The sequence below is a fragment of the Rhodovulum sp. ES.010 genome, assembly GCF_900142935.1.
Lineage (GTDB): Bacteria > Pseudomonadota > Alphaproteobacteria > Rhodobacterales > Rhodobacteraceae > Rhodovulum.
The window spans coordinates 2740566-2764624 of sequence record NZ_FSRS01000001.1 but is presented as its reverse complement, the minus strand read 5'-3'; the positions used below and the strand labels follow the sequence as shown (position 1 = coordinate 2764624).

24 protein-coding genes are annotated in these 24059 nt (G+C 68.7%); 11 read left to right on the top strand and 13 right to left on the bottom strand.

The window, feature by feature from the left end; all coding sequences use genetic code 11:
• Positions 1–14: 14 nt before the first annotated feature.
• From BUR28_RS13630 to idi, 6 genes are read left to right on the top strand one after another with little or no spacing between them, the layout of a single operon-like run.
• Positions 15–815 carry a cobalamin B12-binding domain-containing protein gene (locus BUR28_RS13630; protein ID WP_175566950.1) on the top strand — a complete coding sequence of 267 codons (801 nt, stop codon included), beginning with the start codon at positions 15–17 and terminating at the stop codon, positions 813–815.
• Between the two features lie 37 nt (positions 816–852).
• Positions 853–2277 (top strand): transcriptional regulator PpsR, encoded by a 1425-nt coding sequence (gene ppsR, locus BUR28_RS13625; RefSeq protein WP_074220629.1) that lies wholly within the window; start codon positions 853–855, stop codon positions 2275–2277.
• A gap of 54 nt (positions 2278–2331) precedes the next feature.
• The gene (chlG, locus tag BUR28_RS13620) at positions 2332–3237 is read left to right on the top strand and encodes a chlorophyll synthase ChlG (RefSeq protein WP_074220628.1); all 906 of its coding nucleotides are present in this window, start codon (positions 2332–2334) and stop codon (positions 3235–3237) included.
• Between the two features lies 1 nt (position 3238).
• Positions 3239–4528, top strand: a complete 1290-nt coding sequence (locus BUR28_RS13615; protein ID WP_074220627.1) for a BCD family MFS transporter — start codon at positions 3239–3241, stop codon at positions 4526–4528.
• Positions 4529–4533: 5 nt separating this feature from the next.
• A complete protein-coding gene (locus BUR28_RS13610) occupies positions 4534–5715 on the top strand; it encodes a geranylgeranyl diphosphate reductase (RefSeq protein ID WP_074220626.1) in 1182 nt (393 codons plus the stop codon).
• Positions 5712–6242, top strand: coding sequence for an isopentenyl-diphosphate Delta-isomerase (idi, locus tag BUR28_RS13605; RefSeq protein ID WP_074220625.1), 531 nt, complete (start codon positions 5712–5714; stop codon positions 6240–6242). The genes BUR28_RS13610 and idi overlap by 4 nt, the downstream gene beginning before the upstream one ends.
• Before the next feature lie 9 nt (positions 6243–6251).
• Here idi and BUR28_RS13600 read toward each other — a convergent pair whose 3' ends face one another.
• Together BUR28_RS13600 and BUR28_RS13595 are read right to left on the bottom strand one after the other, a co-directional pair.
• Positions 6252–6677 carry an NUDIX hydrolase gene (locus BUR28_RS13600; protein ID WP_254813751.1) on the bottom strand — a complete coding sequence of 142 codons (426 nt, stop codon included), beginning with the start codon at positions 6675–6677 and terminating at the stop codon, positions 6252–6254.
• A 172-nt stretch (positions 6678–6849) separates the two neighbouring features.
• Entirely contained in the window at positions 6850–7812 is a 963-nt protein-coding gene (locus tag BUR28_RS13595) for a DUF808 domain-containing protein (RefSeq protein WP_074220623.1), read from the bottom strand.
• A 217-nt stretch (positions 7813–8029) separates the two neighbouring features.
• Here BUR28_RS13595 and BUR28_RS20145 point away from each other — a divergent pair, with 217 nt between their 5' ends.
• Positions 8030–8200, top strand: a complete 171-nt coding sequence (locus BUR28_RS20145) for a hypothetical protein (protein WP_175566949.1) — start codon at positions 8030–8032, stop codon at positions 8198–8200.
• A gap of 12 nt (positions 8201–8212) precedes the next feature.
• Here the strand turns inward: BUR28_RS20145 and gyrB are convergent, their stop codons facing one another.
• The 9 genes from gyrB to mutM form a co-directional block, all read right to left on the bottom strand.
• The gene (gene gyrB / locus BUR28_RS13590; protein ID WP_074220622.1) at positions 8213–10630 is read right to left on the bottom strand and encodes a DNA topoisomerase (ATP-hydrolyzing) subunit B; all 2418 of its coding nucleotides are present in this window, start codon (positions 10628–10630) and stop codon (positions 8213–8215) included.
• Between the two features lie 78 nt (positions 10631–10708).
• Positions 10709–11329 (bottom strand): LysE family translocator, encoded by a 621-nt coding sequence (locus tag BUR28_RS13585; protein ID WP_074220621.1) that lies wholly within the window; start codon positions 11327–11329, stop codon positions 10709–10711.
• Positions 11326–11757 (bottom strand): VOC family protein, encoded by a 432-nt coding sequence (locus BUR28_RS13580; protein ID WP_074220620.1) that lies wholly within the window; start codon positions 11755–11757, stop codon positions 11326–11328. Before BUR28_RS13580 ends, BUR28_RS13585 begins: the two co-directional genes overlap by 4 nt.
• Positions 11754–12866 (bottom strand): DNA replication/repair protein RecF, encoded by a 1113-nt coding sequence (gene recF / locus BUR28_RS13575; protein ID WP_074220619.1) that lies wholly within the window; start codon positions 12864–12866, stop codon positions 11754–11756. Before recF ends, BUR28_RS13580 begins: the two co-directional genes overlap by 4 nt.
• Before the next feature lie 57 nt (positions 12867–12923).
• Positions 12924–14042: a DNA polymerase III subunit beta gene (gene dnaN / locus BUR28_RS13570; protein WP_074220618.1), complete on the bottom strand. Its 1119-nt coding sequence runs from the start codon at positions 14040–14042 to the stop codon at positions 12924–12926.
• Positions 14043–14158: 116 nt separating this feature from the next.
• Positions 14159–15517: a chromosomal replication initiator protein DnaA gene (dnaA, locus tag BUR28_RS13565; protein WP_074220617.1), complete on the bottom strand. Its 1359-nt coding sequence runs from the start codon at positions 15515–15517 to the stop codon at positions 14159–14161.
• 596 nt (positions 15518–16113) lie between these two features.
• Complete coding sequence (gene rpsT / locus BUR28_RS13560) at positions 16114–16380, bottom strand: 30S ribosomal protein S20 (RefSeq protein WP_074220616.1); 267 nt, start codon at positions 16378–16380, stop codon at positions 16114–16116.
• 228 nt (positions 16381–16608) lie between these two features.
• On the bottom strand, positions 16609–17385 hold the full coding sequence (locus BUR28_RS13555; protein ID WP_074220615.1) for an enoyl-CoA hydratase: 777 nt from the start codon (positions 17383–17385) through the stop codon (positions 16609–16611).
• 63 nt (positions 17386–17448) lie between these two features.
• Entirely contained in the window at positions 17449–18300 is an 852-nt protein-coding gene (gene mutM / locus BUR28_RS13550) for a bifunctional DNA-formamidopyrimidine glycosylase/DNA-(apurinic or apyrimidinic site) lyase (protein ID WP_074220614.1), read from the bottom strand.
• Positions 18301–18386: 86 nt separating this feature from the next.
• Between mutM and ubiE the strand changes: the two genes are divergently transcribed.
• Positions 18387–19139, top strand: coding sequence for a bifunctional demethylmenaquinone methyltransferase/2-methoxy-6-polyprenyl-1,4-benzoquinol methylase UbiE (gene ubiE, locus BUR28_RS13545; protein WP_074220613.1), 753 nt, complete (start codon positions 18387–18389; stop codon positions 19137–19139).
• A gap of 1 nt (position 19140) precedes the next feature.
• Positions 19141–20670: a 2-polyprenylphenol 6-hydroxylase gene (gene ubiB / locus BUR28_RS13540; protein WP_074220612.1), complete on the top strand. Its 1530-nt coding sequence runs from the start codon at positions 19141–19143 to the stop codon at positions 20668–20670.
• 7 nt (positions 20671–20677) lie between these two features.
• Here the strand turns inward: ubiB and BUR28_RS13535 are convergent, their stop codons facing one another.
• A complete protein-coding gene (locus tag BUR28_RS13535; protein ID WP_074220611.1) occupies positions 20678–21355 on the bottom strand; it encodes a flagellar hook capping FlgD N-terminal domain-containing protein in 678 nt (225 codons plus the stop codon).
• A 14-nt stretch (positions 21356–21369) separates the two neighbouring features.
• On the bottom strand, positions 21370–23169 hold the full coding sequence (locus tag BUR28_RS13530; protein WP_074220610.1) for a flagellar hook-length control protein FliK: 1800 nt from the start codon (positions 23167–23169) through the stop codon (positions 21370–21372).
• 116 nt (positions 23170–23285) lie between these two features.
• Here BUR28_RS13530 and BUR28_RS13525 point away from each other — a divergent pair, with 116 nt between their 5' ends.
• Entirely contained in the window at positions 23286–23579 is a 294-nt protein-coding gene (locus BUR28_RS13525; RefSeq protein ID WP_074220609.1) for a rod-binding protein, read from the top strand.
• Complete coding sequence (locus tag BUR28_RS13520; RefSeq protein ID WP_074220608.1) at positions 23566–23904, top strand: hypothetical protein; 339 nt, start codon at positions 23566–23568, stop codon at positions 23902–23904. Before BUR28_RS13525 ends, BUR28_RS13520 begins: the two co-directional genes overlap by 14 nt.
• The last annotated feature ends 155 nt before the right edge of the window (positions 23905–24059 follow it).

The following is a 24059-nucleotide window of genomic DNA, read 5'->3' as shown; positions in this document are numbered from 1 at the left end:
GGAGGGCCGGATCGATGCATGACACCCGCAGGACGACGGCCGCCGGAAACGAGGCGCTGCGCCAGGACGAGGTCGAATCGCTCGCCACACAGGTGCTTTCGGCCCTCGCCTCGCGCGCGGGTCACGCGGAACACGAGATCGACGGGGTCGTGCTTGAGAATTTCTGCGCCGACATCCTGAAAGGCGACACGGCGATCCGGACCGACTCGGTCGCCGACCTGCGCCGCCAGGGAATCCAGATCGGCACCATTCTCGACGGCTACATCCCCGCCGCCGCGCGCGAGATGGGCGACCGCTGGTGTCGCGACGAACTCAGCTTCGCCGACGTCACCATCGGCGCGGCGCGTCTTCAGGCGATCCTGCGCGAGCTGTCGGCACCCTGGATGACAGACGCGTCGATGCCCGTGGATGCACCCAACGTGATGGTGGTCGTGCCGCTGGAAGAGTTCCACACGCTCGGCGGCATGACGGCGACGAGCCAGTTGCGGCGGATGGGTATATCCGTCTGCCTGTGCCTCGGGCAAAGCGAGGATGAAGTCCTGCAGAAGGCCGCCGCGCGCCGGTTCGACATGATCGCGGTCTCGGTCTCCTGCCGGCAGAAACTCGACTCGGCGCGCAAGCTGGTGAAAAGCCTGCGGCGCGCGGTCGAGGGCAAGGTGCCGATCGTGGTGGGCGGGCTCGTCGTCGACGGCGCCGAGGACATCCGCGCCCTCACGGGGGCGGATCATGCGACGACCGATCCGGTGGAAGCCCTGCGCCTGTGCGGCGTCGCGGCTCCGGGGCCGTGCGCGGCCCAACAGGCGACCGGGGCGTGAGGGAATGGAGGCGGCCGGCGCGGCCGTGTGAGGCAAGGTGACGTCACGGGGCACGAAATACTGGATCAGCGGGGCAATCCCGCTCATCGCCCCCGAAATGCTGGGCGAGGTCATCGCCGCGGCGTCAGACATTGCGCTCGTCGTTTCGCTGGAAGGCAAGATCCTGTCGGTGCTGGTCAATGCCGGCCACCGCGCCTCGGGCCAGCTCGATCACTGGGAAGGGCGCGACATCCGCGACGTGCTGACCGAGGACAGCCAGCCCAAGGTCGAGGCCAAGCTGCACCTTTTCAGCGAGGGCGGCGACAGCGCCCGCCCGGTGGAGCTCAACCATTCAGACGGCCAGAACTGGGATTTCCCGGTACGCTACACGTTCCACCGCATCGGGCCGGATGGCAGCGTCCTGCTGATGCTGGGCCGCGACCTGCGCCCCATCGCCGAGATGCAGATGCAGCTCATCGAGGCGCAGATGGCGCTGGAGCGGGACTACGAGACCCAGCGCGAATACGACACCCGCTATCGCGTGCTCAGCGAGGCGACGCGGGATGCCTTCGTCTTCGTCAGCACCAAGGACGGCCGCGTGATCGACGCCAACCCCGTCGCCTGCAAGCTTCTGGGCGCCGAGCGCGCGGACCTCGTGGGCGCCGGCTTCCCCCAGGAATTCGAGGGGCGGCGCCGGGCGGAATTCATGGAGACGCTCAACCGCGCCGCGATCGAGACCGATGCGGCGCCGCTCGAGGCCGAAACCCGGCGCAACGGGACCGCGGTGCGTATCCGGGCCACGGCCTTCCGCGCGGCGGGCGAGCCGCTGATCCTGTGCCGGATCGACCGTGCCGAAAGCGACGAATCCACCGGCGACGCGCTGAGCGAGAATCTGCTCGCCTTCTATCACCAGGGCGTGGACGCGATCGTCTTCACCGACACCGACGGCGTGATCCTCGCCGCGAACGACAGTTTCCTGGGTCTGGCCGACGCGCCGCAACTGGCCTCGGTCAAGGGCAAGTCCTTCGGAGACTACCTCGTGCGGGGCAGCGTCGATCTGCGCGTGCTGGTCGAGAACGCGACGCGCGCGCGGCAGATGCGGATGTTCGCCACCAAGCTCGCCGGCCAATACGGCGGGCAGGTTTCGGTGGAGATCTCGGCCACCCTTCTCGACCACGAAACGCATCCCTGCATCGTCTTCGTCGTGCGCGACGCCAGCCGGATGGAGGGCGTGCGCAAGCCCGGCGTCGCGGTCTCGGACGACGCGATGCGGTCGGTGATGGAACTGGTGGGCTCGGCCACGCTCAAGGACATCGTGGCCGAAACGACGGACGTGGTGGAAAAGATGTGCATCGAGACGGCGGTGGAACTCACGCGGAACAACCGGGTGGCCGCAGCCGAGATGCTCGGGCTCTCGCGGCAGAGCCTTTATGTGAAGCTGCGCAAATACGGGCTTCTCAGCAGGGATGGAAGCGGGGACTAGCGCCCCGGGGTGGAAACGCGCGCGCCTCCGGCGCCAGGAGAACATGCGGAAGACATGACGGATTTGTCCAACGTCCAGACACGGCGCCTGCCCGAGCCGGCCGCCATGCTGTCGGTGCTGCACCCGGTGACGTGGTTCCCGCCGATGTGGGCCTATCTCTGCGGCACGGTCTCGTCCGGTGTGTCGCCGCTCGAAAAGCCGGGGCTCGTGATCCTCGGCATCGTCCTCGCCGGCCCCGTCGTCTGCGGCATGAGCCAGGCGGCCAACGACTGGTGCGACCGGCATGTCGATGCGATCAACGAACCCGACCGGCCGATTCCCTCGGGGCGGATCCCGGGGCGCTGGGGCCTCTACCAGGCGCTCTTCATGTCGGTTCTGGCGCTTGTCATAGGCTGGCAACTCGGCCCCTGGGGCTTCGGCGCCACGATCCTGGGCGTCGCCGCGGCCTGGGCCTACTCGGCAGAACCCGTCCGGCTGAAACGCTCGGGCTGGTGGGGGCCGGGGCTGGTGGGCCTCTCCTACGAGTCGCTGCCGTGGTTCACCGGGGCCGCGGTGCTGGCGTCGGGCGCCCCCTCGATCTACGTCGTGATCATCGCGCTGCTCTACGGGATCGGCGCGCATGGGATCATGACGCTCAACGACTTCAAGGCGCTGGAGGGCGACAAGGCGACCGGCGTGAACTCGCTGCCGGTGACGCTGGGCCCCGAGAAGGCCGCCTGGGTTGCGTCGATTGTGATGGCGGTGCCGCAGGTCGTCGTGATCGCCCTTCTGTGGCTCTGGGACCGGCCCTATCACGCACTCGGCGTCGCCGCCGTGCTGCTGGTGCAGTTCTGGGCGATGTCGGTGATGATGAAGGACCCGAAGGGCAAGGCGCCCTGGTATAACGGCGTGGGCGTCGTGCTTTACGTCTCTGGCATGATGATCTCGGCCTTCGCGATCCGCTCGCTGGGAGGGGCCTGAGATGACGCTGTCCTGGCTCCAGATCGTCCGGCTCGGCCTAGTGCAGATGTGTCTTGGCGCCATCGTGGTGCTGACGACATCCACGCTCAACCGGCTTATGGTGGTGGAACTGGCGCTGCCGGCGGTGCTGCCCGGCTTTCTCGTGGCGTTGCATTACGGCATCCAGATCACCCGCCCCAGCTGGGGGTTCATGTCCGACACCAAGGGCCAACGCACCCGATTCATCATCGGCGGGATGGTGGTGCTGGCGCTGGGTGGCCTTGGCGCGGCGGCGGGCGTCCTGGTGCTGGAGCATTCCTTCTGGCCGGGTCTGCTCCTGTCGATCCTCGCCTATGTCCTCATCGGCCTCGGCGTTGCCGCCTCGGGCACATCGCTTCTGGCGTTGCTGGCCACTGCGACGGCATCCGAACGGCGCGGCGCGGCGGCCACGATCACCTGGCTGATGATGATCGCCGGCATCGCGGCCACGGCGGGCACCGTCGGCGCGTTCCTCGACCCCTATACCCCGGCGCTTCTGATGAAAATCGTCGCGATCGTGACCGGGACGGCGGTGGTTCTCACCACGCTGACCGTCTGGGGCATCGAACGCCGCGTGATTTCCCGCCGCGAGCCCGACGAGATGCCGTTCCGGGAGGGCTTCAAGGAGGTCTGGGCCGAACGGCGCGCGCGCATCTTCACGCTCTTCGTGTTCCTCTCGATGTCGGCCTATTTCATGCAGGAACTGATCCTAGAGCCCTATTCGGGCCTCGTCTTCGGCTTCACGCCCGGCCAGTCCACCTCGCTGTCGGGTGCGCAGAACGGCGGCGTGCTGATCGGCATGATCCTGGTGGGCCTCAGCACCTCGGTCTTCCGCGTGGGCTCGCTCCGGTCCTGGGTGATCGCGGGCTGCCTCGGCTCGGCCGCGTCGCTGTCGCTGATCGCCGGGATGGGCAATTTCGGCAGTCACCTGCCGTTCATGCCGGCTGTCGTCCTCATGGGCTTCTTCAACGGCATGTTTGCGGTCGCCGCGATCGGCGCGATGATGGCGCTGGCCGGCGAAGGCCGGAGCGAGCGCGAGGGCACCCGCATGGGGCTCTGGGGCGCGGCACAGGCGATCGCCGCCGGCATGGGCGGGCTTCTCGGCGCCGCCGCCGCAGACGGTTTGCGCCAGATCATGGACGATGCACCGGCCTTCGGGTGTGTGTTCCTGGCCGAAGCGGTCCTTTTCGTGCTGTCCGCCTGGATGGCGCTGAGGATCATGGATTCCAACAGACCAACAACGGAAAGCGCAGGGCTCGTGCCCGGGGAGTGAAGCACATGATCTATGACGTCGTCGTCGTTGGAGGCGGCCCCGCCGGGGCCACGGCAGCCGAGGACCTCGCCCGGTCGGGCAAGAAGGTCGCGCTTCTGGACCGCGAGGGACGGATCAAGCCCTGCGGCGGCGCGATCCCGCCGCGCCTGATGCGCGATTTCGATATCAGCGACGAACAGCTCGTCGCCAAGATCGACACCGCGCGCATGGTTTCGCCCTCGGGGCGCTTCGTGGACATCCCGATCGATAACGGCTTCGTCGGCATGGTCGACCGCAAGGATTTCGACCCGTTCCTGCGGGCCCGCGCCGAACGCGCCGGCGCCCACAGGCATACCGGCACCTTCCTGCGCATCGAGCGCGAGGAGGAAAAGACCTTCCTCGTCTACCGCGACAAGCAGAGCCGCGAGGAAGTGAAGCTCCAGACCAGGTTCATCATCGGCGCCGACGGCGCCCGCTCCGACGTGGCCCGCGCAGAGGTGCCGGGCGGCGAAAAGATCCCCTACGTCATCGCCTATCACGAGATCATCGACGCGCCGATGGCGGTGGGCAACTACCAGCCCAACCGCTGCGACGTGATCTATGACGGCCGCATCAGCCCCGATTTCTACGGCTGGGTCTTCCCGCACGGGAATACCTGCTCGGTCGGCATGGGCACCGGCGTCGACGGGTTCGACCTGAAACAGGCCACCGCGGACCTACGCAGGATGGCCGGGCTCGACCAGGCCGAGACGCTGCGCAAGGAAGGCGCGCCGATCCCGCTCAAGCCGATGGCGCGCTGGGACAACGGTCGCGACGTGGTCGTGGTGGGCGACGCCGCGGGCACCGTGGCGCCGTCGTCGGGCGAGGGCATCTACTACGCGATGTATGGCGGCCGCGTCGGCGCCTCGGCGGTATCGGCGGCGCTGGCCTCGGGCCGGGCGTCGGACCTCAAGCTTGCCCGGTCGATGTTCATGAAGGACCACCGGATGACGTTCCGCGCGCTGCAGAACATGCAGGACGCCTATTACAAGAGCGACGAGCGGCGCGAGCGTTTCGTCTCGCTCTGCCACGATGTCGACGTGCAGACGCTGACCTTCGAATCCTACATGAACAAGAAACTGGTCAAGAAGCGGCCGCTTGCGCATATCAAGATCGGCATCAAGAACGTTGCCCACCTGACCGGCCTCGTCTCGCCGCAACACACATGAGCGAGATGATCCCGGCCTGGGTGAACGGCGACCTGCAACCGGTCGAGAAGCTGGAGGCCCACCGGAAGGGCCTTCGCCACAAGGCGATCTCGGTCTTCGTGATGGATGGCGACCGCGTGCTGATCCAGCGCCGGGCGCTGGGCAAGTATCACACGCCCGGGCTTTGGGCGAATACCTGCTGCACCCACCCCCACTGGGACGAAAGCCAGGAAGCCTGCGCGGCCCGGCGGCTGACGGAGGAACTCGGGATCACCGGGCTCAAGCTCGACCATCGTGACCGGGTGGAATACCGCGCCGATGTCGGTGGCGGGCTGATCGAGCACGAGGTGGTGGACATCTTCGTCGCCCGCGCGGGCGCCGACCTGCCCCTTGCGCCGAATCCGGACGAGGTGATGGACGTGAAGTGGATCGCGCTTCCCGACCTTGCGCGCGCGGTGACGGCACAGCCCGAGGCCTATACCCCCTGGCTGCGCATCTATCTCGATCAGCATAGCGAGAGCATCTTCGGCACGTTGTCCCCGGCCTGAGGGGGCGGGCTATAGCCACCCCGAAAACAGCCGTCCCAGCGTGGTGCGCCGGGGCGGCTTGATCGACAGGCTGCGCAGCAGGCCGGCCAACTCCACCTCTTCGACATGGCGCGCGGCGTGCATGGCGTGGAACCAGCGGCGCTTGCGATTGTTCCGGTCGCGCCAATCGCGCCGCAGCCGTTCGACCACCATCGGGAAGACATCGACCTCGGCCACGACAACCGAGCCGTCCGGCCGCGTCTTGCGGTAGGCGTACCGGCCGATCGGGTTCGGTCCGACATGGCCGACAACGCCCGCCGCGTCCAGGGCCTCGAGCTCGGCGGCCCGCCATGGCTTGCCGCTGTCGAGACGCCACCCGGTGGGCATGACCCATTTCCTGGTTCCGATGGCCGTCACCATCAGCACATAGAGCGTGCCGTCTGACCCCCACCGCATCGGCAGGGCGGCAATCTCGGTTCCGGTTCGGTTTCTGTCGCGGTGGGCCATATACGGTCTTGGGGAGCAAGGGGGGGCGGACGTCGCACGGTTCGTCCGGTCCCCGAGACCCTACGCGGTTCCGGGAAACGCCGTCCTAGCGCTGCGTGCGTTGCCCGTGCGCAGCCCCGCGTCAGGTCTTCCCGGCGAAACGCCCTGCAACCGGAGCGATGGCATACTTCACGGCGGGAATGAACAGCAGGCCGAGGCAAAGCCCGACCAGCCCATCCAGAAGCGCGGTGACGGCCCATTCCAAAGCACCGGCGAAGCGCGCCACCGCATGCCCGGCGGCCGACGCCACTTCGTGGATGGCCTGGTAGGGCATCTTGAACCCGAGTTCATAGGCGCTGTGGACGATGATCGCGCCGCCGACCCAGATCATCGCCGCCGTGCCGACCACGACGAGCAGTTTCATGAAATAGGGCATGCCGCGCACGATTCCGACGCCCAGCGCACGCGTCGCCCGAAGCCGGCCCTTCGCCGCCATGGCCAGCCCCGCGTCGTCGGCCTTCACGATCAGCCCCACGGCGCCGTAGACGGCCATGGTGATCAGGATGCCCGCCACGGCAAGCGCCCCCGCGACCATCCAGAGCGGCAGATCGGTCGGGAGGGCCGACAGCGTGATCGTCATGATCTCGGCCGACAGGATGAAGTCGGTCTTGATCGCGCCCTTGACCTTTTTCTCTTCCAGATGCGCATCGGAGAGCTTTTCGCGGTAAACGTTCTCCTCGGAATGATCGGCCGGGTTGAGCGCGTGCCAGACCTTTTCGGCCCCCTCGAAACACAGATAGGCGCCCCCCAGCATCAGGAGCGGCGGAATCGCCCACGGCGCGAAGAGCGACAGCAGCAGCGCCAGCGGCAGCAGGATCACCAGCTTGTTGAAGAACGAGCCCTTGGCGATGCTCCAGACGATCGGGATTTCGCGGTCGGCCGAGAACCCGTGGACATATTTCGGCGTGACCGCGGCATCGTCGATCACGGCGCCCGCCGCCTTGGACGACGCCTTGACCGCCTGCCCGACCACGTCGTCGACCGAGGCGGCCGCGACCTTGGCGATCGCCGCCACGTCATCGAGGAGCGCCAGAAGCCCGCTCATGTGCTGTCCTTCCCTGTCGATCCCTGGCGCACCATAGCGGCCGATCCAGATGGGGCAAAGCCTTGGGGCGGCACGGGCCGGGCGGGCGGCGGTGCGCCGGGAGACGGGACATGCCCCTTTTCATTTCTTAGTCTTTTTGTCAGACTTGCGCGTGAGAGTTCGAGACACGCTCCCAAGCCCGCACGGCGCACGACATTAAAACGACAGGAAAGACGCGATGATTCTCACAGCCAGCCGCTTCCCCACTCTGACCCAGCTCGACACGGACCCGCTTGCCCGTGCCTGGGCGGCGCTCGGCGAACACGGTCTCTTCGACATGGATTTCGGTCAGGGCGGACGCCTTGCCCTGGCGCTCGACCGTTTCGGCGACGGACGACGCCAAGCCTAGGCGCGACCCGCCTCAGAAATCGAGATTGGCGACGCTCAGCGCGTTCTGCTGGATGAACTCGCGGCGGGGTTCCACCACGTCGCCCATCAGCTTGGTGAAGATGTCGTCGGCCTCGGCCACGTCCTCCACCCGCACCTGCAACAGCGTGCGCGCCTCGGGGTCCAGCGTGGTTTCCCACAGCTGATCGGGGTTCATCTCGCCCAGCCCCTTGTAGCGCTGCAGCGTCAGTCCCTTCTCCCCCTCTGCAAGGATCGCGTCGAGGAGTTCGGACGGCGCATGGATCGCCTGCTGCCGGTCCTTGCGGACCAATGTCGCCGGCGCTCCGTAAACGTCCTGCAGCTTGTCGGTGAACCCGCCCAGCCGCCGCGCCTCGGGCGACCGCAGCACCTGACCATCCAGGATGCGCACCTCCTCGACCCCGCGCAGCATGCGCGAGAACCGCATCCCCTTGTCCTGGGTCGGTCGCCCCTGCCAGCCGCGCTCGTATTCCAACGCGATCAGGTCCAGCCGCTCGGCCACGCGGTCGGCGGTGCCTTGCAGATCGGCATCGATCTGCCCCGGCACGAACGCCCCGGCGATCGCCGACTGTTCCACGATGTGCGACGGGTAATGCGTCGGGAACGCCTGCAGGATGCGACGGACCTGCCGGGCCTCGTCGACGACGCGGGCCAGGTCCTGCGCGACGATCTCCTCGCCGGTCCCCAGCCGCAGCATCGCGCCCTCGACCCCCATCTCGATCAGGTAATCCTCCAGCGCCGGCTCGTCCTTGAGATAGACTTCGGACTTGGCGCGGCTCACCTTGTAGAGCGGCGGCTGCGCGATGTAGAGATACCCGCCCTCGATGATCTCGGGCATCTGCCGGAAGAAGAACGTCAGAAGCAGGGTGCGGATATGCGCGCCGTCCACGTCCGCGTCGGTCATGATGACGATCTTGTGGTAGCGCAGCTTGGAGATGTCGAACTCGTCGCGCCCGATGCCGGTGCCCAGCGCGGTAATCAGGGTGCCGATCTCCTGGCTCGACAGCATCCGGTCGAAGCGGGCGCGTTCCACGTTGAGGATTTTGCCCCTCAGCGGCAGAACCGCCTGGTTCGCACGCGCGCGACCCTGCTTCGCCGAGCCGCCGGCGCTGTCGCCCTCGACGAGGAAAAGCTCGGACTTCGCCGGGTCGCGTTCCTGGCAATCGGCGAGTTTTCCGGGCAGCGAGGCCACGTCCATCGCAGTCTTGCGCCGGGTCAGTTCGCGCGCCTTGCGCGCCGCCTCGCGCGCCAGCGCGGCCTCGACGATCTTGCCGACGATGTTGCGCGCCTCGGCCGGGTGCTCCTCGAACCACTCGGCCAGCTTCTCGTTCACCAGGCTCTCGACCGCGGGCCGAACCTCGGAGCTGACCAGCTTGTCCTTCGTCTGACTGGAGAATTTCGGGTCGGGAACCTTGACCGAGAGCACGCAGGTCAGCCCCTCGCGCGCGTCGTCGCCGGAAAAGCTGACCTTCTCGCGCTTCGCGATGCCGCTCGACATGGCGTAACCGTTGATCGTGCGGGTCAGCGCGCCGCGGAAGCCGGCCATGTGGGTGCCGCCGTCCCGCTGCGGAATGTTGTTCGTGAACGGCAGCACCGTCTCGTGATAGCCGTCATTCCACCACATCGCGATCTCGACCCCGATCCCGTCGCGCTCCCCGGTCATGAAGATCGGTTCGGGCATCAGCGGCGACTTGTGCCGGTCGAGATAGCGGACGAATTCGCGCACGCCGCCCTCGTAGACCATGTCCGCGGTCTCGGGCTCGGGCCCGCGCTCGTCGGTCAGGGTGATACGGACGCCGGAATTCAGGAACGCGAGTTCCCGCAACCGGTTCTCAAGCGTCTTGAAGATGTAGTCGAGGTTCGAGAAGGTCTCGAGCGAGGCGAGGAACCGGACCTCGGTGCCGGTCTTGCCCTCGGCATCGCCGACGACCTTGAGATGCTCCACCGTCTCGCCGCGCTCGAAGCGGGCATAATGCTCCTTGCCGTCGCGCCAGATGCGCAACTCCAGCCAGTCGGACAGCGCGTTCACCACGCTCACACCCACGCCGTGCAGGCCGCCCGAGACCTTGTAGGAGTTCTGGTCGAATTTCCCGCCCGCGTGCAGCTGGGTCATGATGACCTCGGCGGCCGAGACGCCCTCTTCCTCGTGGATGCCCACCGGAATCCCGCGGCCGTTATCGCTGACCGAGACGCTGGAATCGGCGTGGATCGTGACGGTCACCGCGTCGGCATGGCCCGCCAGCGCCTCGTCGATGCCGTTGTCGACGACCTCGTAGACCATGTGGTGCAGGCCCGAACCGTCATCGGTGTCGCCGATATACATGCCGGGCCGCTTGCGCACGGCCTCCAGGCCCCTGAGAACCTTGATGGATTCGGCGCCGTATTCCTCGGGCTGCCGCGCGTTTTCCGCCATGCGAGCGATCCTTTGTCGTTTCGCGATCTTATACGCGTTGGTGGTGGGAATGTCACGCGCGCCCCACAAGATTTGGTGTCAGGCAAATGGGATGACGACGCCCACCATCACCAGCAGCGCGCCGGCGGTCCGGTTGGTCCGCCTGAGCGCGGCGGGCGAGGTCAGGATGCGCCGCGCCCGGTCGATGAACAGCGCGAACACCAGATTGCCAAGGAAGGGCACGGCCATCGAGATCGCCACAATGGCCGCGATGTCGGGGGCGCGGATCGCGGCCAGATCGAAGAACCCCGGCAGCACGCCCATGTAGAACAGGATGGCCTTGGGATTGCCGAGGATCACCGCGAGCCCCGCCAGGAAGCCCGCCCACATGCCGGGCCGCGTCAGACGGCTGTCTTCCGCAATCGTCGCGCCCGGATGACGGAGCAGAAGCACACCCATCCCGATGAAGACGAGCGCCGCGACATAGCGCAACGCCACAAGAACTCCGTCGAAGACCGTCACCACCCAGCTGACGCCGAGGATCGCCAGAAGCGGCCAGAGCGCGTCGCCGATCACAACGCCCAGCGCCAGCGGCCAGGCGGCATGGAACCCGCCCGACAAGGCACGCGCCGTCAGCGCGACCCAGACCGGCCCCGGCGTCAGGAACAGCACGAAAAGCGCGCCCGCATACAGGGCAAGTTCGCCCGCGCCGACGGTCATTCCGGCGCCGGCAGGGTCACGCGCCCGGTGGCATCGAGCGGCCAGCAGGGATTGTGGGCAAGCTCCCACACATGGCCGTCCGGGTCGGCGAAACAGCCCGAATAGCCGCCCCAGAAGACCTCCTGCGGGGTCTTCAGGACGCTTGCCCCCGCCGCCCGGGCCGCATCGAACGCCTTGTCCACAGCCGCACGGTCGTGAAAGTTCTGCGCCAGCGTGATGGCGCCCGTACCCAGCGTGGCACCGGCACGCCCCTGATCCTCGGCCAGCGCCGCGCGGTCGAACAGCGCCAGCACAATGCCGTCGAGTTGATAGAAGGCGATCGCGGCCTCCGCCTCTGCCGCCTGCCAGCCCAGCGCCTCGTAGAAGGTGCGGGCCCGGTCGATATCGGCTACCCCAAGGGTGATGACGCTGACGCGCTGCGGGGTCATGGTCCGGCCCTCCTCTCGATACGACTGGTTCCGTCGGTTTCGGACATCTCCAGGTATTGCGCCCGATCGCCGAGATCGGCGAACAGGTCCGACCCGGTGCCCGTCATCCAGGCCTGTGCCCCGAGCGCGCAGATCTCGTCGTAAAGCGCGGCCCGCCGCCCCGCGTCGAGATGCGCCGCCACCTCGTCCAGCAGCACCAGCGGCGGCGCCCCGAAATCCTCGGCAAGCGCGCGGGCATTGGCCAGGATCAGCGCGATCAGCAACGCCTTCTGCTCGCCCGTCGAACACTGCCGCGCCGGCACCCCCTTGGCCGCGAAGACCGCGTCGAGGTCCACGCGATGCGGCCCCGTCAGCGTCCGGCCCGCGCCCATGTCGCGGCCCCGGCCCGCGGCCAGCGCCTGCGCAAGATCGGCCGCGGCGCCCGGATCCGAGCCCTCGGGCCCCTGCAGCGCCAACGCCGCCGACGGAAACGCCGTCTCGGCCCCCGCCTGCGCCGCGGCGAGGCGCAGCAGCGCCGCCCGCCGGTTCGCACCGATGGCGGCCCCGGCCTCGGCCATCCGGCCTTCGAGCGCACCGTACCAGTGCGTGTCGCGCACCTCGTCCTTCAGAAGCCGGTTCCGCTCGCGCATCGCCTTGTCGTAGGCCAGCACCGCCTCCGCGTGGGACGGCTCGAAGCTCAGGGTGATCCGGTCGAGGAAGCGGCGCCGGCCCTCGGCGCCTTCGATCCACAGCCGGTCCATCGAGGGCACCAGCCACAGCACCCGCGCAATCCGGCCAAGCGCCACCTGCGCCGCCGTCTTGCCGTCGATCCGCAGCTGGCGGGTTCCGCCCGGCTCGGCCCAGGTCTCGACCTCGTGCACCTGCCAAAGCGACTGCAAGAGCGCCGTGACCTTCCAGCCGACCGTGCCCGGCGCGCGCGCCATCTCGTCGGCGCTCGCGCGCCGCAGACCGCGCCCCGGCGACAGCAGGGAGACCGCCTCGAGCAGGTTGGTCTTGCCGGCACCGTTCGGCCCGAAGATGGCCACGGGCCGGCCATCCAGGGCCAGCCGGGCCCGCCCGTGCGACCGGAACTGGGCCAGCGTCACCTCTGTCACCGCAAGCCCAGGCACACCCCGCCCTTCTTCTGGCCAGAAATATCCCCGCCGCAGGCGCCCGGCGAAGCCGGGTCAGACCCGCATCGGCATCACGACATAAACCGCCGAGTCGTCGTTGCCTTCGCGCATCAGCGTCGGGTCGCCGGCCGAGTTGAACAGGAATACCGCGTTCTCACGGTCCACCTGGCTGGCGATCTCCAGCAGGTATTTCGCGTTGAACCCGATTTCCAGCTTCTCGTCGCCATAGGCGACCGCCAGTTCCTCTTCGGCCGCGCCGCTGTCCGGGGCGTTCACAGACAGCGTCAGCCGGTCCTCGTCGAGGGCCAGCTTGACCGCGCGCGACCGTTCCGAGCTGACCGTGGCCACCCGGTCCACGGCTTTCGCGAAGTCGGCGGCGTCGACCTCCAGCCGGCGCGAATTGCCTGCCGGAATCACCCGGCTGTAATCGGGGAAGGTGCCGTCGATCACCTTCGATGTCAGGGTGATCTCGGGCGTGGCGAAGCGCACCTTGGTGTCGGAGACCGAGACCGCGATCTGCGCCTCGTCGTCGTCCAGCAGCTTGCGCAATTCGCCCACGGTCTTGCGCGGCACGATCACGCCCGGCATGGTCTCGGCCCCCTCGGGCAGGTCGGCGTCGATCCGCGCCAGCCGGTGGCCGTCGGTCGCCACGCAACGCAGCGTCTTGCCGCTCTCGCCATCGGCGACATGCATGTAGACGCCGTTGAGGTAATAGCGCGTCTCCTCGGTGGAGATCGCGAATTTCGACTTGTCGAAGAGACGGCGCAGCACCGGGGCGGGCGCCGAGAAGTTGGAAACGTATTCCGAGGACGCCATCACCGGGAAATCTTCCTTGGGCAGCGTGGCCAGGGTGAAGTGCGACCGCCCCGCCTGGACGGTCATCCGCCCCGAGGCACCGTCATCGGCCAGCCCCACCAGCGCGCCGTCAGGCAGCTTGCGCACGATCTCGTGCAGGGTGACCGCGGGCACGGTGGTCGCCCCGGCCCGTTCCACCTGCGCGGACACCTTGTCGACCACCTCGATATCCAGGTCGGTCGCCCGGAAACTGACGCTGTCGCCCTCGGCCTCGATCAGCACATTGGCCAGGATCGGGATCGTGTTGCGCCGCTCGACAACCGATTGTGCCTGGCCGACTGCCCTGAGAAGGGTGCCGCGTTCGATGCTGAATTTCATGCCCTCGCTCCTCATGCCGCCGGGAGGCGAACCGTATCGGCTCCGCCTCCCGTCGCAAGCGTTTTCTGGACTGTCCGAGACTTTGGCAAGGGCGTCAAGGCCATAGCTGGCAGGCGTCAGGCCTCCAGCATACGGCGCAGCAATTCGAGGTCCTCGGCGATCTGCGGATCGCTGCCGCGCAGTTCCTCGATGCGCTTGACGGCGTGCATGACCGTGGTGTGGTCGCGTCCGCCGAAGCGCCGGCCGATTTCGGGCAGGCTGCGCTGGGTCAGCTGCTTGGACAGCCACATCGCGATCTGCCGCGGCCGGGCGATGGTGCGGTGCCGCTTGGGCCCGATCATGTCGGCCAGCCGCATGTTGTAATGCTCACTCACCTTGCGCTGGATCTCTTCGATCGTGACCTTGCGGTCGGTCGCGCGCAGGATATCGGCCAGGCAGTCCTGCGCGAGCTCCAGCGTGATCTCCTTGCCCACGAGCGAGGCGAAGGCGAACAGCCGCGTCAGCGCGCCTTCCAGCACCCGGACATTGGTCGAGATGCGGTGGGCGAGGAATTCCAGCACCCCGTCGCAGATCACGAGCCCGGGATACTGCATCCGGTAGAGGTCCACCTTCTGCTGCAGAATGCCGAGGCGCAGTTCGTAATCGGTCGGGTGCAGGTCGACCACCAGCCCGCATTGCAGACGGCTCTTGATCCGCTCCTCGAGATCCTTGATCTCGCCCGGCGCCCGATCCGCCGAAATCACGATCTGCTTGTTCTGGTCCACCAGCGCGTTGAACGTGTGGAAGAACTCCTCCTGCGTGCTGTCCTTGCCGGCGATGAACTGCACGTCGTCCACCATGAGCACATCGACCGAGCGGAACAGCGACTTGAACCCCATCATGTCGCGCTCGCGCAGCGCCTGCACGAAACGGTACATGAACTGCTCGGCCGACAGGTAGACAACCGTCTTCTCGGGCGCGCGCTCGCGCAGCTCCCAGGCGATGGCGTGCATCAGGTGCGTCTTGCCGAGGCCCACGCCGCCGTAGAGGAAGAGCGGGTTGAAGGTGACCGCGCCGCCCTCGCCCACCCGCCGTGCGGCGGCATGCGCCAGTTCGTTTGGCTTGCCGGTCACGAAAGTGTCGAAGGTAAAGCGCGCATCGAGCGGCGCGCCGGGCATGTCGGCCTCGGCCTTTGCGTCGGCTTGCGGCTGGGCCGCCGCGGGCTTTTGCGCATGTCGGTCCGCGCCGGACCGACCGGCCGCGACGGAAAACTCCAGCCGGTCGACCGGCACGCCGTTGCGGGCGAGTTGTTCGAGAATGCGGTCGCCGAAATTGCGGTTCACCCAATCGCCGACAAAGCTGGTGGGAACGCCGAACCGCGCGACACCGTCCTCCAGCGCGCGAAATTCCAGCGGCGCGATCCAGGTGACAAAATTGTTCTTTCCAATCGTCTTTTCAAGGTCTTGGCAGATACGTCCCCACGTGTCGTCTGTCATCTCGTGCCCGCTCTTTGATCCGTCCCACTGCGTTTGGCAGACCTCGTTCCGCACCGTTTCGGTCACGAAACTCCGCCCCCCGCGTCCACACAGACCCGGCGGCCCGAAAGCCCAGGCCCAGCGCATCACGGACAGTCAGGAAAAGCACGGCCTATCGGGGACGTCCTGTGAAAGGATCCCGGCACCCAAGTCTCCTGCTCCGCTTCCGCGCGGGCAACATCTCGGACATGAAGCACAGATCACGTTCGGGCCGAACCCACCCGGACGGTCTGCAAACGCGTTCAGAACTGCGCTATTGCCCCACTCATTCGCAGTTCCGGCCTGACCTCCCGTTTCCGCCTCGAACCGTGCACCTTCGGCCGTTCGGCTTCCGCGGGGGCTGCGTCGCGCCATGTCCCCCCAAGTCGATGTGAATCGCAGGACTGAAGGTAGACCGTGTGTTGCGGAGCGCGCAACAGAACTTAGACCTTGACGGTTTCTTTACGGAGAACGAATCCGGACGATGTGGCGCCGGTGATGCGAGGTCTTTGAAAACCAATAAAAACAAGGGACGCGGTCGCAACCGCGCCCCTCGTTCAACGTCCGATTGTCTAACCTTAGGCGCCCAGCGCCTTCACCCGGGCGGCCAGCCGCGACATTTTGCGCGCCGCGGTGTTCTTGTGCAGAACGCCCTTGGTGACGCCGCGCATCAGTTCGGGCTGGGCCTGGCGGAGGGCGGCGGTGGCGGCGTCCTTGTCGCCCGAGGCGATCGCCTCCTCGACCTTGCGCAGGTAGGTGCGGATGCGCGAGCGGCGCGCCTTGTTGACGGCGAAGCGGCGCTCGTTCTGACGGGCGCGCTTCTTGGCTTGGGGCGAATTGGCCATATTTTTCAAGTCCTTCCGGGTCGGGTATCGTCGTTCACATAGCTCGCGCGACAAGCCCCCGGCCGGGTTTTCGGACTACCGGCTGATTCCGGCCAAGGCGGGCCTCACGCGCATGTCAGGCGCGCCGTATAGGGCAGATCGGCCGCGAAGGGAACCCGAAAACGCAATCGGAATTCCATCGGATTTTCATCGGACTTCCGTCGGACCTTTATCGGACCCGTCCGGTCCTCACTTGTCGCGGAATTGCGGCTCGCGCTTCTCGACGAAGGCCTGCATGCCCTCGGTCTGGTCCTCGGTGGCGAACAGCATGTGGAACATCCGCCGCTCGAACAACAGCCCCTCGCGGAGCGTGGTTTCGTAGCTGCGGTTGACGCATTCCTTGACCGCCATCGTGGTCAGCGCCGACTTCTCGGCGATCTTGTCGGCCGCGGCCATCGCCTCTTCCATCAGCTTCTTGGCGGGGACCACGCGGGACACGAGCCCCGCGCGCTCGGCCTCTTCGGCATCCATGAAGCGGCCGGTCAGGTGCATGTCCATCGCCTTGGACTTGCCCACGAAGCGGGTCAGCCGCTGGGTGCCGCCGATGCCGGCCACCACGCCGAGATTGATCTCGGGCTGGCCGAACTTGGCGGTGTCCGACGCGATGATGAAATCGCAGATCATCGCCAGCTCGCAGCCGCCGCCCAGGCAATAGCCCGACACCGCCGCGATGATCGGCTTGCGGGAGGCCATCAGCGCCTCGGACTCGGGCGTGAAAAAGTCGGAGGTGAAGACGTCGACGAAGCCCTTGTCGCTCATCTCGCGCACGTCGGCCCCGGCGGCGAACGCCTTTTCCGAGCCCGTCAGGACGATCACCCGGACCTTTTCGTTCGCGTTGGCCTGGCCCACCGCGTCGACCAGTTCGCCCATCAGTTCGGAATTGAGGGCGTTGAGCGCGTCCGGCCGGTTCAGGCGGATCAGCGCCACGTGGTCCTCGATCTCGACGATCAGCGTCTTGAAAGCCATTGGAGCCTCGCCTCCGTTAACATACGAACCCGAGTCCTTAGCAGCCCTGCCCCGGCGATCAAGTTATCTTTGGCATTGCGGGCAGTAGAAGGTCGAGCGGCCCGATTGCACGATGCGCGCGACGGTGCCCGCGCAGCCCGGCGTGGGACAGGGGGCGCCCGCGCGGCCGTAGGCGCGGAAATTGTGCTGAAAATAGCCCAACTCCCCGTCAGCGCGGCGATAATCGCGCAAGGACGACCCGCCGGCCTCGATCGCCTCGGCCAGCACGTCGCGGATCACCGGCACCAGGCGCGCGAGGCGGGGTGCGGCAATCCGGCCCGCCTTGCGCCGGGGGTCGATCCCGGCCCGGTGCAGCGCCTCGCAGACATAGATGTTGCCCAGCCCCGCCACCACGCGCTGGTCCAGAAGCGCGGCCTTGATCGGCGTCATACGGCCCTTGAGCCGCGCCACGAGATACGGCTCGTCGAAGGCGTTGCCGAGCGGTTCGGGGCCAAGCCCGGCCAGCAGCCAGTGCTCCTGGACCCGGTCGGTGGCGATCAGGTCCATCGCGCCGAACCGGCGGGCGTCGTTGAAGGTGATGCGTGCCCCGCCCGCCATGTCCAGCACAACGTGATCGTGCTTTTGCGGCGCGGGATGGGCGTGTTGGAACGCGCCCAGCGTCTCGCCCGAGACGAGGATGCGCCCCGACATGCCCAGGTGCCAGATCAGCGTCTCGCCGGTGGACAGGTCGGCGAGCAGGTATTTCGACCGCCGCCCCAGCCGCGTGACGCGCGCCCCGGTCAACCGCTCGGCCATGCGCGCGGGCAGCGGCCAGCGCAGGTCGGGGCGGTTGACCTGCGCGCGCGCGATCGCCCGGCCCTCCATCACCGGGGCCAGGCCGCGACGCACTGTCTCTACCTCCGGCAATTCGGGCATCGGGCCCTTCCTTGTGATCGGACGCGCATTGTAACCCCCGCAGGGCGCCCTATAAGAAGAGCCCGAGAGATCAACGGCAAGGCCCGATGACAGAGCACACCCAGAACACCACCCATTTCGGCTTCCAGACCGTCGCCGAAGAGGAAAAGGCGGGGATGGTCCACGGGGTCTTCACCCGCGTCGCCTCGCGCTACGACCTGATGAACGACCTGATGTCGGGCGGCATCCATCGCATCTGGAAGGACGCGATGATGGACTGGCTGGCGCCGCGGTCGCACCAGCGGCTGCTGGACGTGGCGGGCGGCACCGGCGACATCGCGTTCCGGTTCCTCGGCCGCGCGCCGGGGGCGACGGCGGTGGTCTGCGACATGACCGAGTCGATGCTGGTCGAGGGGCAGAAGCGCGCCGCGGCCGCCGACCTGGCCGACCGGCTGGACTGGGTGGTGGGCGACGCGATGGACCTGCCGTTCGAGACCGGGTCCTTCGACGTGGTCACCAATGCCTTCGGCACCCGCAACGTCACCCGCATCCAGGACTGGCTGAACGAGGCCTACAGGGTGCTGAAACCGGGCGGGCGGCTGATGGTGCTGGAGTTCAGCCAGTTGCCGAACCCCGCGATGCAATGGGCCTATGACCGCTATTCCTTCAACGTGATCCCGGTGATGGGCCAGATCGTGGCCAAGGATCGCGACAGCTACCAGTACCTGGTGGAATCGATCCGCAAGTTCCCCGACCAGGAGGCCTTCGCCGAGATGATCCGCAAGGCCGGGTTCGGGCAGGTCAAGTATCGCAACCTGTCGATGGGCATCGCGGCGCTGCATTCGGGCTGGAAGATCTAGAGTGCGCGGTCCCCACAATATCTGGCGGCTGGTGCAGACACTGGCCACGTTCGAACGCACCGGCGCCAACCGCTTCGTGCTGGAGGCGATGGAGGCCCCGGCCAGCGTCCGGGTCGCGGCGCGCATCCTCGGCTGGCCGTTCAAGTGGCTGGGCGAGAAGGGCGACGAGAGCCGCCCCCCGGTGACCCGCGCGCTGACCGCGCTGGGGCCGGCCTACATCAAGTTCGGGCAGATCCTGTCGACCCGGCCCGACGTGGTGGGGGCCGACCTGGCCGAGCAGTTGCGCGTGCTGCAGGACAAGCTGCCGCCCTTCCCGATCGAGGTGGCCAAGGCGACCGTGGCCGAGGAGCTGGGCCAGCCGGCCGATGCGTTGTTCTCGGAGTTCTCCGAACCCATCGCGGCCGCCTCGATCGCGCAGGTGCACAAGGCGCGCATCGCCGCGACCGGCGAACAGGTCGCGGTCAAGGTGCTGCGGCCCAACGTGGAACGGAAGTTCCGCAAGGATATCGACGCGTTCTACTTCGCCGCCTCGACCATCGAGATCCTCGCGCCGTTCTCGCGGCGGCTGCGCCCGACCGACGTGATCGCGCATTTCGACAGCGTGGTGACGGGCGAGCTGGACCTCAGGATCGAGACCTCGGCCGCGGCCGAATACGCCGCGAATACCGAGGCCGACCCCGGCTTCCAGGTGCCCCGGGTGGTCTGGCCGCTCTCGGGCAAGCGCGTGTTGACGCTGGGCTGGGCCGAAGGCGTCGCCCTGGGCGACAACGCGGCGCTGGACGCCGCCGGGCACGACCGGCGCGCGCTGGGCGAGCGGGTGTTGTCGATGTTCCTGCGGCACGCGCTGCGCGACGGCTATTTCCACGCCGACATGCACCAGGGCAACATGAAGGTGGCGCCCAACGGCGACATCCTGGTGTTCGATTTCGGCATCATGGGGCGGATCGACGAATATACCCGGCGGGTCTATGCCGAGATCCTCTACGGCTTCATCCGGCGCGACTACCAGCGCGTGGCCGAGGTGCATTTCGAGGCGGGCTACGTGCCCGCCGACCGCGACGTGGACGAGTTCGCGCAGGCCCTGCGCTCGGTGGGCGAACCGATCTTCGGCATGGATGCCAGCCACATCTCGATGGCGCGGCTGCTGGCCTATCTGTTCGAGGTCACCGAACGCTTCGGCATGGCGACGCGGACCGAGCTGATCCTGCTCCAGCGGACGATGGTGGTGGTCGAGGGCGTGTCGCGCTCGCTCAACCCCTCGATCAACATCTGGGAAGTCGCCAAGCCCGTCGTCGAGGAATACATCAAGGAGAACATCGGGCCCAAGGCGGTCGTGCGCGACCTGCTGCGCACCGTCCAGGTTCTCTCGCGGTTCGGCCCGCGCCTGCCCGACATGGCCGAGGCGGCGCTGATCCGCAGTTCCAACCCCGCGCCCGAATCCGACCCGCCCTCGGCGCTGAAGCCCGCGCTCTGGATGGGCCTGGGCGCCGGGGCGGCCAGCGCGGCGATCGGCCTTGCGCTGCTGATCTAGGCCGCGCTCAGCCGTCGCCCTGGCGCAGGGCCGAGACGTTGCCGGCCGACGCCTCGCCGCCGCCGGCGAAGACGACCGTGACGCCCTCGGTGCCGCTGCGGACCTCGGTGATGGGGGCATAGACCTCGGCCTGCTTCTCGGCGATCCGGGCGCCTTCCTTGAAGCTTTCGACGACGAAACGGTAGCTGCCGGCCGGCAGCACCGCGCCGTCGGTCCCCGCCCCGGTCCACTCCATGGGCGCCCCGTCGGTTCCGATCGAAAGCCGCTGCACCTCCTTGCCGTCGGCGTCGCGGACCACAAGCTGCGCCTTGTCGGCATCGGCCGCGGCTTGCGGAACGACGGTGACGGGGCTGCTGCCGTCGAACGCCGCCGGCACCGCGGCGCGCGCCTCCATCCCGACCCAGGAGCCGTATTGCGCAAGCCCCGCACCGCCGAGATTCTGGCCCAGCGTCTCCAGCAGGTCGTTCGTCAGGACCTGCTGCTCGACGCCGGAGAATGTCGCAAGCTGAACCGCGTAGTCGGAGGACTCGATCGGGTTCAGCGGGTCCTGGTTCTCCATCTGCACGGTCAGCATGCGCAGGAAGGTCTCGAAATCGCTGCTGATCGCGCCCTTTTTCGAGTCGTCACCCTTGTCCCGGGCCGTGCTTGCGGCGCTGGCGGCCGTCGCTGATGTCACGCTGTCCATGTCGGTCACTCCTGTCAGAGGCGCAGGTCGAGGCCGCCCGCAGCGGCCGGGCGGGCCGGCGCCCGCGCATCGGTCCGGTCGGGGGCGGGGGCGTCGGAGAGCCCCTCGGCCACGGCGTCGGGGTCGGGGGCGGCGTGGCCGTCGCGCGGGCCGCCGCCGGTGAAATCGAGCGTCACCTCGCCATAGCCGAGTTCGCGCATGGCATTGCCCAGCATGTCGGCGTGGCGGCGCATCAGGTCCGCCGTCTCGCCTCGCTCGGCGGTGACCGTCACGGCGATGCCGTTCTCGCCGGGGCTCAGCGTCAGGCGCACGCGGCCGAGTTCCTCGGGGCTGAGGGTCAGTTCGACCGAGCCGTCCGCGGCGCGATGCAGCGCCTCGGCCATGATCCGCATGGCGGCCCGCGGGGTGTCGGCGAGCGCCGGCGCGGGCTGCTGCGCGCGCGGCGCGTCGGTCGTCGGCCGGTCGGACTGCGGCGCGTCGGCCAGGGGCTGGGCGTCGGGCAGGGCCGGCTCCGCCATGGCCGAGGGCAGCCGGGCGGCGTCGGCCGGCGCCGGCGCCTCGGCGGGCTTCGCGGCAACCGGCTCGGGGGCGGGGCGCGGCGCGTCGGGGGCCGAGGCCGCGGGGCGGGCCTCGGCGCGCGGGGCCTCGTCGCCGCGGGCGCGGTCGCCCGGGGCGGGCGCCCCGTCGGCGGCCTGCTGGCGGCGAATCGCCTCGGCCATCGCGGGGGTCTGCGCGGCCGTCGCGGGCGCGGCGGGGCGGTCCGCGACACCTTCGCCGCGGGTCGCCGGCGCCTGGCTCTCGGGCCGGGGGGCCGGAGCGCCATCGGCCTCGGGGGGCGCGGCCTGGGCGGGCGCGACCGGCGGCGGAGCCTTGGGCGGGGCCGCGGCGGGCGCGTTGCGCGGGGCCTCGACCTTCGGCTCCGCGCCGCGCCCCGCCGGATCGGCGGGCGCCGCGTCGGCGCGCGGCCGGGCCGTGTCTTCCGGGGCGGCCCGGCCCGCTGTCTCGGCGGCCGCCTGCACAACCGCGGGCCGGGCCTCGCCATGCGGGCGGGGCCCGCCGGGGTGCGGCTGCGCCGCGGGCGCGTCGGGGGACGCAGGGCGGCGCGCCGCGTCGGGCGGCGCGGCCTCGACGGCGCCACGGGCCGTTTCCTTGCCCGGCATGGCCGGGGCCCTGGCGGCCGGGGGCATGCTGTCCGGCGCGTTTGCGGCCGCGGGGGGCCTCTTGCGCGGGGTATCCGCGACGCGCTCGTCGGTCGGGGCGGGCACGGCGGCGACCTCCGGAAGCGCGGGCGACGGCTCGCCCGCGGGCGGCGCCTCCTCGCCAGGCGTTTTCGACGCGGGCGCGGGTGCGCCGGCGGGCGCCTCCTTGGCCGGGGTCGGAGCCGGCAGCGCGCCGTCCTCTGCGGCCTCGGCAAGGGCGGGCGTGGCGTCGGGCAGCACGGCGGCGGCATCCCGCGGCGGGGTCGTCGCGGCGCCGGGTCGCGCGACGGCATCGGGGTCGGGCGGCGCGACGCCGTCGGGTGAAAGCGGGGCGGTGGCGCGGGCATCGGCGGCGGGCTCCCCCGTCTGCGTGCCGGCGGCCTGCAGCGCCTCCATCGCGGCGGCAAGCGCGCCCGAGCGCGGCGCGTCCGACATTTCCGGCCAGGGCCTTGCGGCACGCGCCGGCGCGCCGCCGCTCTGCGCCGCCTCTCCGGCCGCGAAGGCATCGAGGAAACCGCCGGGGGCGGCGCCCTCGCCATCGGGCGCCGCGCGGGCGCCCTCGGGCGCACCTGTGACGGGACCGCCCGCCAAATCCAGACCAAGAGGATACTGCATGCGTTCTGCCGGCCTTCTGCCTGTGACGCGGCCAGACTGCCCGGCAACGGGTTACCGGTTCTTTACCGGATGCGCGCCATAACCGGAAAAACGACTCGCAATTTAGGGAACGCCCCATGCTGCCGCCGATCTCCGCGCCCGCCGGCCACGTCCCGCCAGAAACGCCATCGGCCCGCGACACGCACCTGCGCGAGGCCGCCAAGGCGCTCGAGGCGCAATTCCTTGCGGAAATGCTGAAAAACGCGGGCCTGGGCGAAACCAAGGGGGCCTTCACCGGCGGCCCCGGCGAGGAACAGTTCGCCTCCTTCCTGCGACAGGAACAGGCGAAGGAAATGGTCGAGGCGGGCGGCATCGGGCTGGCCGAATCGCTGTTCGAGGCGCTGAAGGAGAGAATCGATGACGCAGGCTGACCCGCTCGAAGAGCTGCTGCTGCGCGAGCGCACGGCGCTGCGGCGCGCGGACTTCAAGGCGCTGCCGGCCATCGCCGCCGAGAAGGAGCGCGCCGTCGCCGAGCTCGAACGGCACCCGATCACCGACGCCGACACGCTTGCGCGCCTGCGCGAGATGGCCGCGCGCAATGCCGAGCTTCTGGCCGCGATGCGCCGCGGCGTCGACAGCGCGGCGGCCAGCCTGAAACGCGCCCGCGCCCCGGCCGAGCCGCTGACCACCTACGGCCCCGGCGGCCAGTCCGCCGCCATCGGCGCCGTTAACCGTGCCGTAACTCGCCGCGCCTGAGCCGCATTTTAGACAAAAGGCCGGAATAGAACGAAACGGCCGTTAGGTACCGCTTAACCCGAGGCTGAAATGCTCGGGACGCGCCCAACAAAGGGCGGCGCGGGTTCGGAACTCTCCGCCACCGCACTGGACAGAATGCCTGCACAAGCCACCGC

Coding starts and splice junctions, on each gene's coding strand:
- idi (WP_074220625.1), top strand. CDS start 5,712: ATGAGCGAGATGATCCCGGCCTGGGTGAACGGCGACCTGCAACCGGTC.
- gyrB (WP_074220622.1), bottom strand. CDS start 10,630: ATGGCGGAAAACGCGCGGCAGCCCGAGGAATACGGCGCCGAATCCATC.
- BUR28_RS13630 (WP_175566950.1), top strand. CDS start 15: ATGCATGACACCCGCAGGACGACGGCCGCCGGAAACGAGGCGCTGCGC.
- BUR28_RS13535 (WP_074220611.1), bottom strand. CDS start 21,355: ATGGACAGCGTGACATCAGCGACGGCCGCCAGCGCCGCAAGCACGGCC.
- dnaA (WP_074220617.1), bottom strand. CDS start 15,517: ATGACAGACGACACGTGGGGACGTATCTGCCAAGACCTTGAAAAGACG.
- BUR28_RS13555 (WP_074220615.1), bottom strand. CDS start 17,385: ATGGCTTTCAAGACGCTGATCGTCGAGATCGAGGACCACGTGGCGCTG.
- BUR28_RS13600 (WP_254813751.1), bottom strand. CDS start 6,677: ATGCGGTGGGGGTCAGACGGCACGCTCTATGTGCTGATGGTGACGGCC.
- mutM (WP_074220614.1), bottom strand. CDS start 18,300: ATGCCCGAATTGCCGGAGGTAGAGACAGTGCGTCGCGGCCTGGCCCCG.
- BUR28_RS13615 (WP_074220627.1), top strand. CDS start 3,239: ATGACGCTGTCCTGGCTCCAGATCGTCCGGCTCGGCCTAGTGCAGATG.
- BUR28_RS13525 (WP_074220609.1), top strand. CDS start 23,286: ATGCTGCCGCCGATCTCCGCGCCCGCCGGCCACGTCCCGCCAGAAACG.
- BUR28_RS13530 (WP_074220610.1), bottom strand. CDS start 23,169: ATGCAGTATCCTCTTGGTCTGGATTTGGCGGGCGGTCCCGTCACAGGT.
- BUR28_RS13610 (WP_074220626.1), top strand. CDS start 4,534: ATGATCTATGACGTCGTCGTCGTTGGAGGCGGCCCCGCCGGGGCCACG.
- BUR28_RS20145 (WP_175566949.1), top strand. CDS start 8,030: ATGATTCTCACAGCCAGCCGCTTCCCCACTCTGACCCAGCTCGACACG.
- rpsT (WP_074220616.1), bottom strand. CDS start 16,380: ATGGCCAATTCGCCCCAAGCCAAGAAGCGCGCCCGTCAGAACGAGCGC.
- ubiE (WP_074220613.1), top strand. CDS start 18,387: ATGACAGAGCACACCCAGAACACCACCCATTTCGGCTTCCAGACCGTC.
- BUR28_RS13580 (WP_074220620.1), bottom strand. CDS start 11,757: ATGACCCCGCAGCGCGTCAGCGTCATCACCCTTGGGGTAGCCGATATC.
- dnaN (WP_074220618.1), bottom strand. CDS start 14,042: ATGAAATTCAGCATCGAACGCGGCACCCTTCTCAGGGCAGTCGGCCAG.
- BUR28_RS13520 (WP_074220608.1), top strand. CDS start 23,566: ATGACGCAGGCTGACCCGCTCGAAGAGCTGCTGCTGCGCGAGCGCACG.
- BUR28_RS13595 (WP_074220623.1), bottom strand. CDS start 7,812: ATGAGCGGGCTTCTGGCGCTCCTCGATGACGTGGCGGCGATCGCCAAG.
- BUR28_RS13585 (WP_074220621.1), bottom strand. CDS start 11,329: ATGACCGTCGGCGCGGGCGAACTTGCCCTGTATGCGGGCGCGCTTTTC.
- chlG (WP_074220628.1), top strand. CDS start 2,332: ATGACGGATTTGTCCAACGTCCAGACACGGCGCCTGCCCGAGCCGGCC.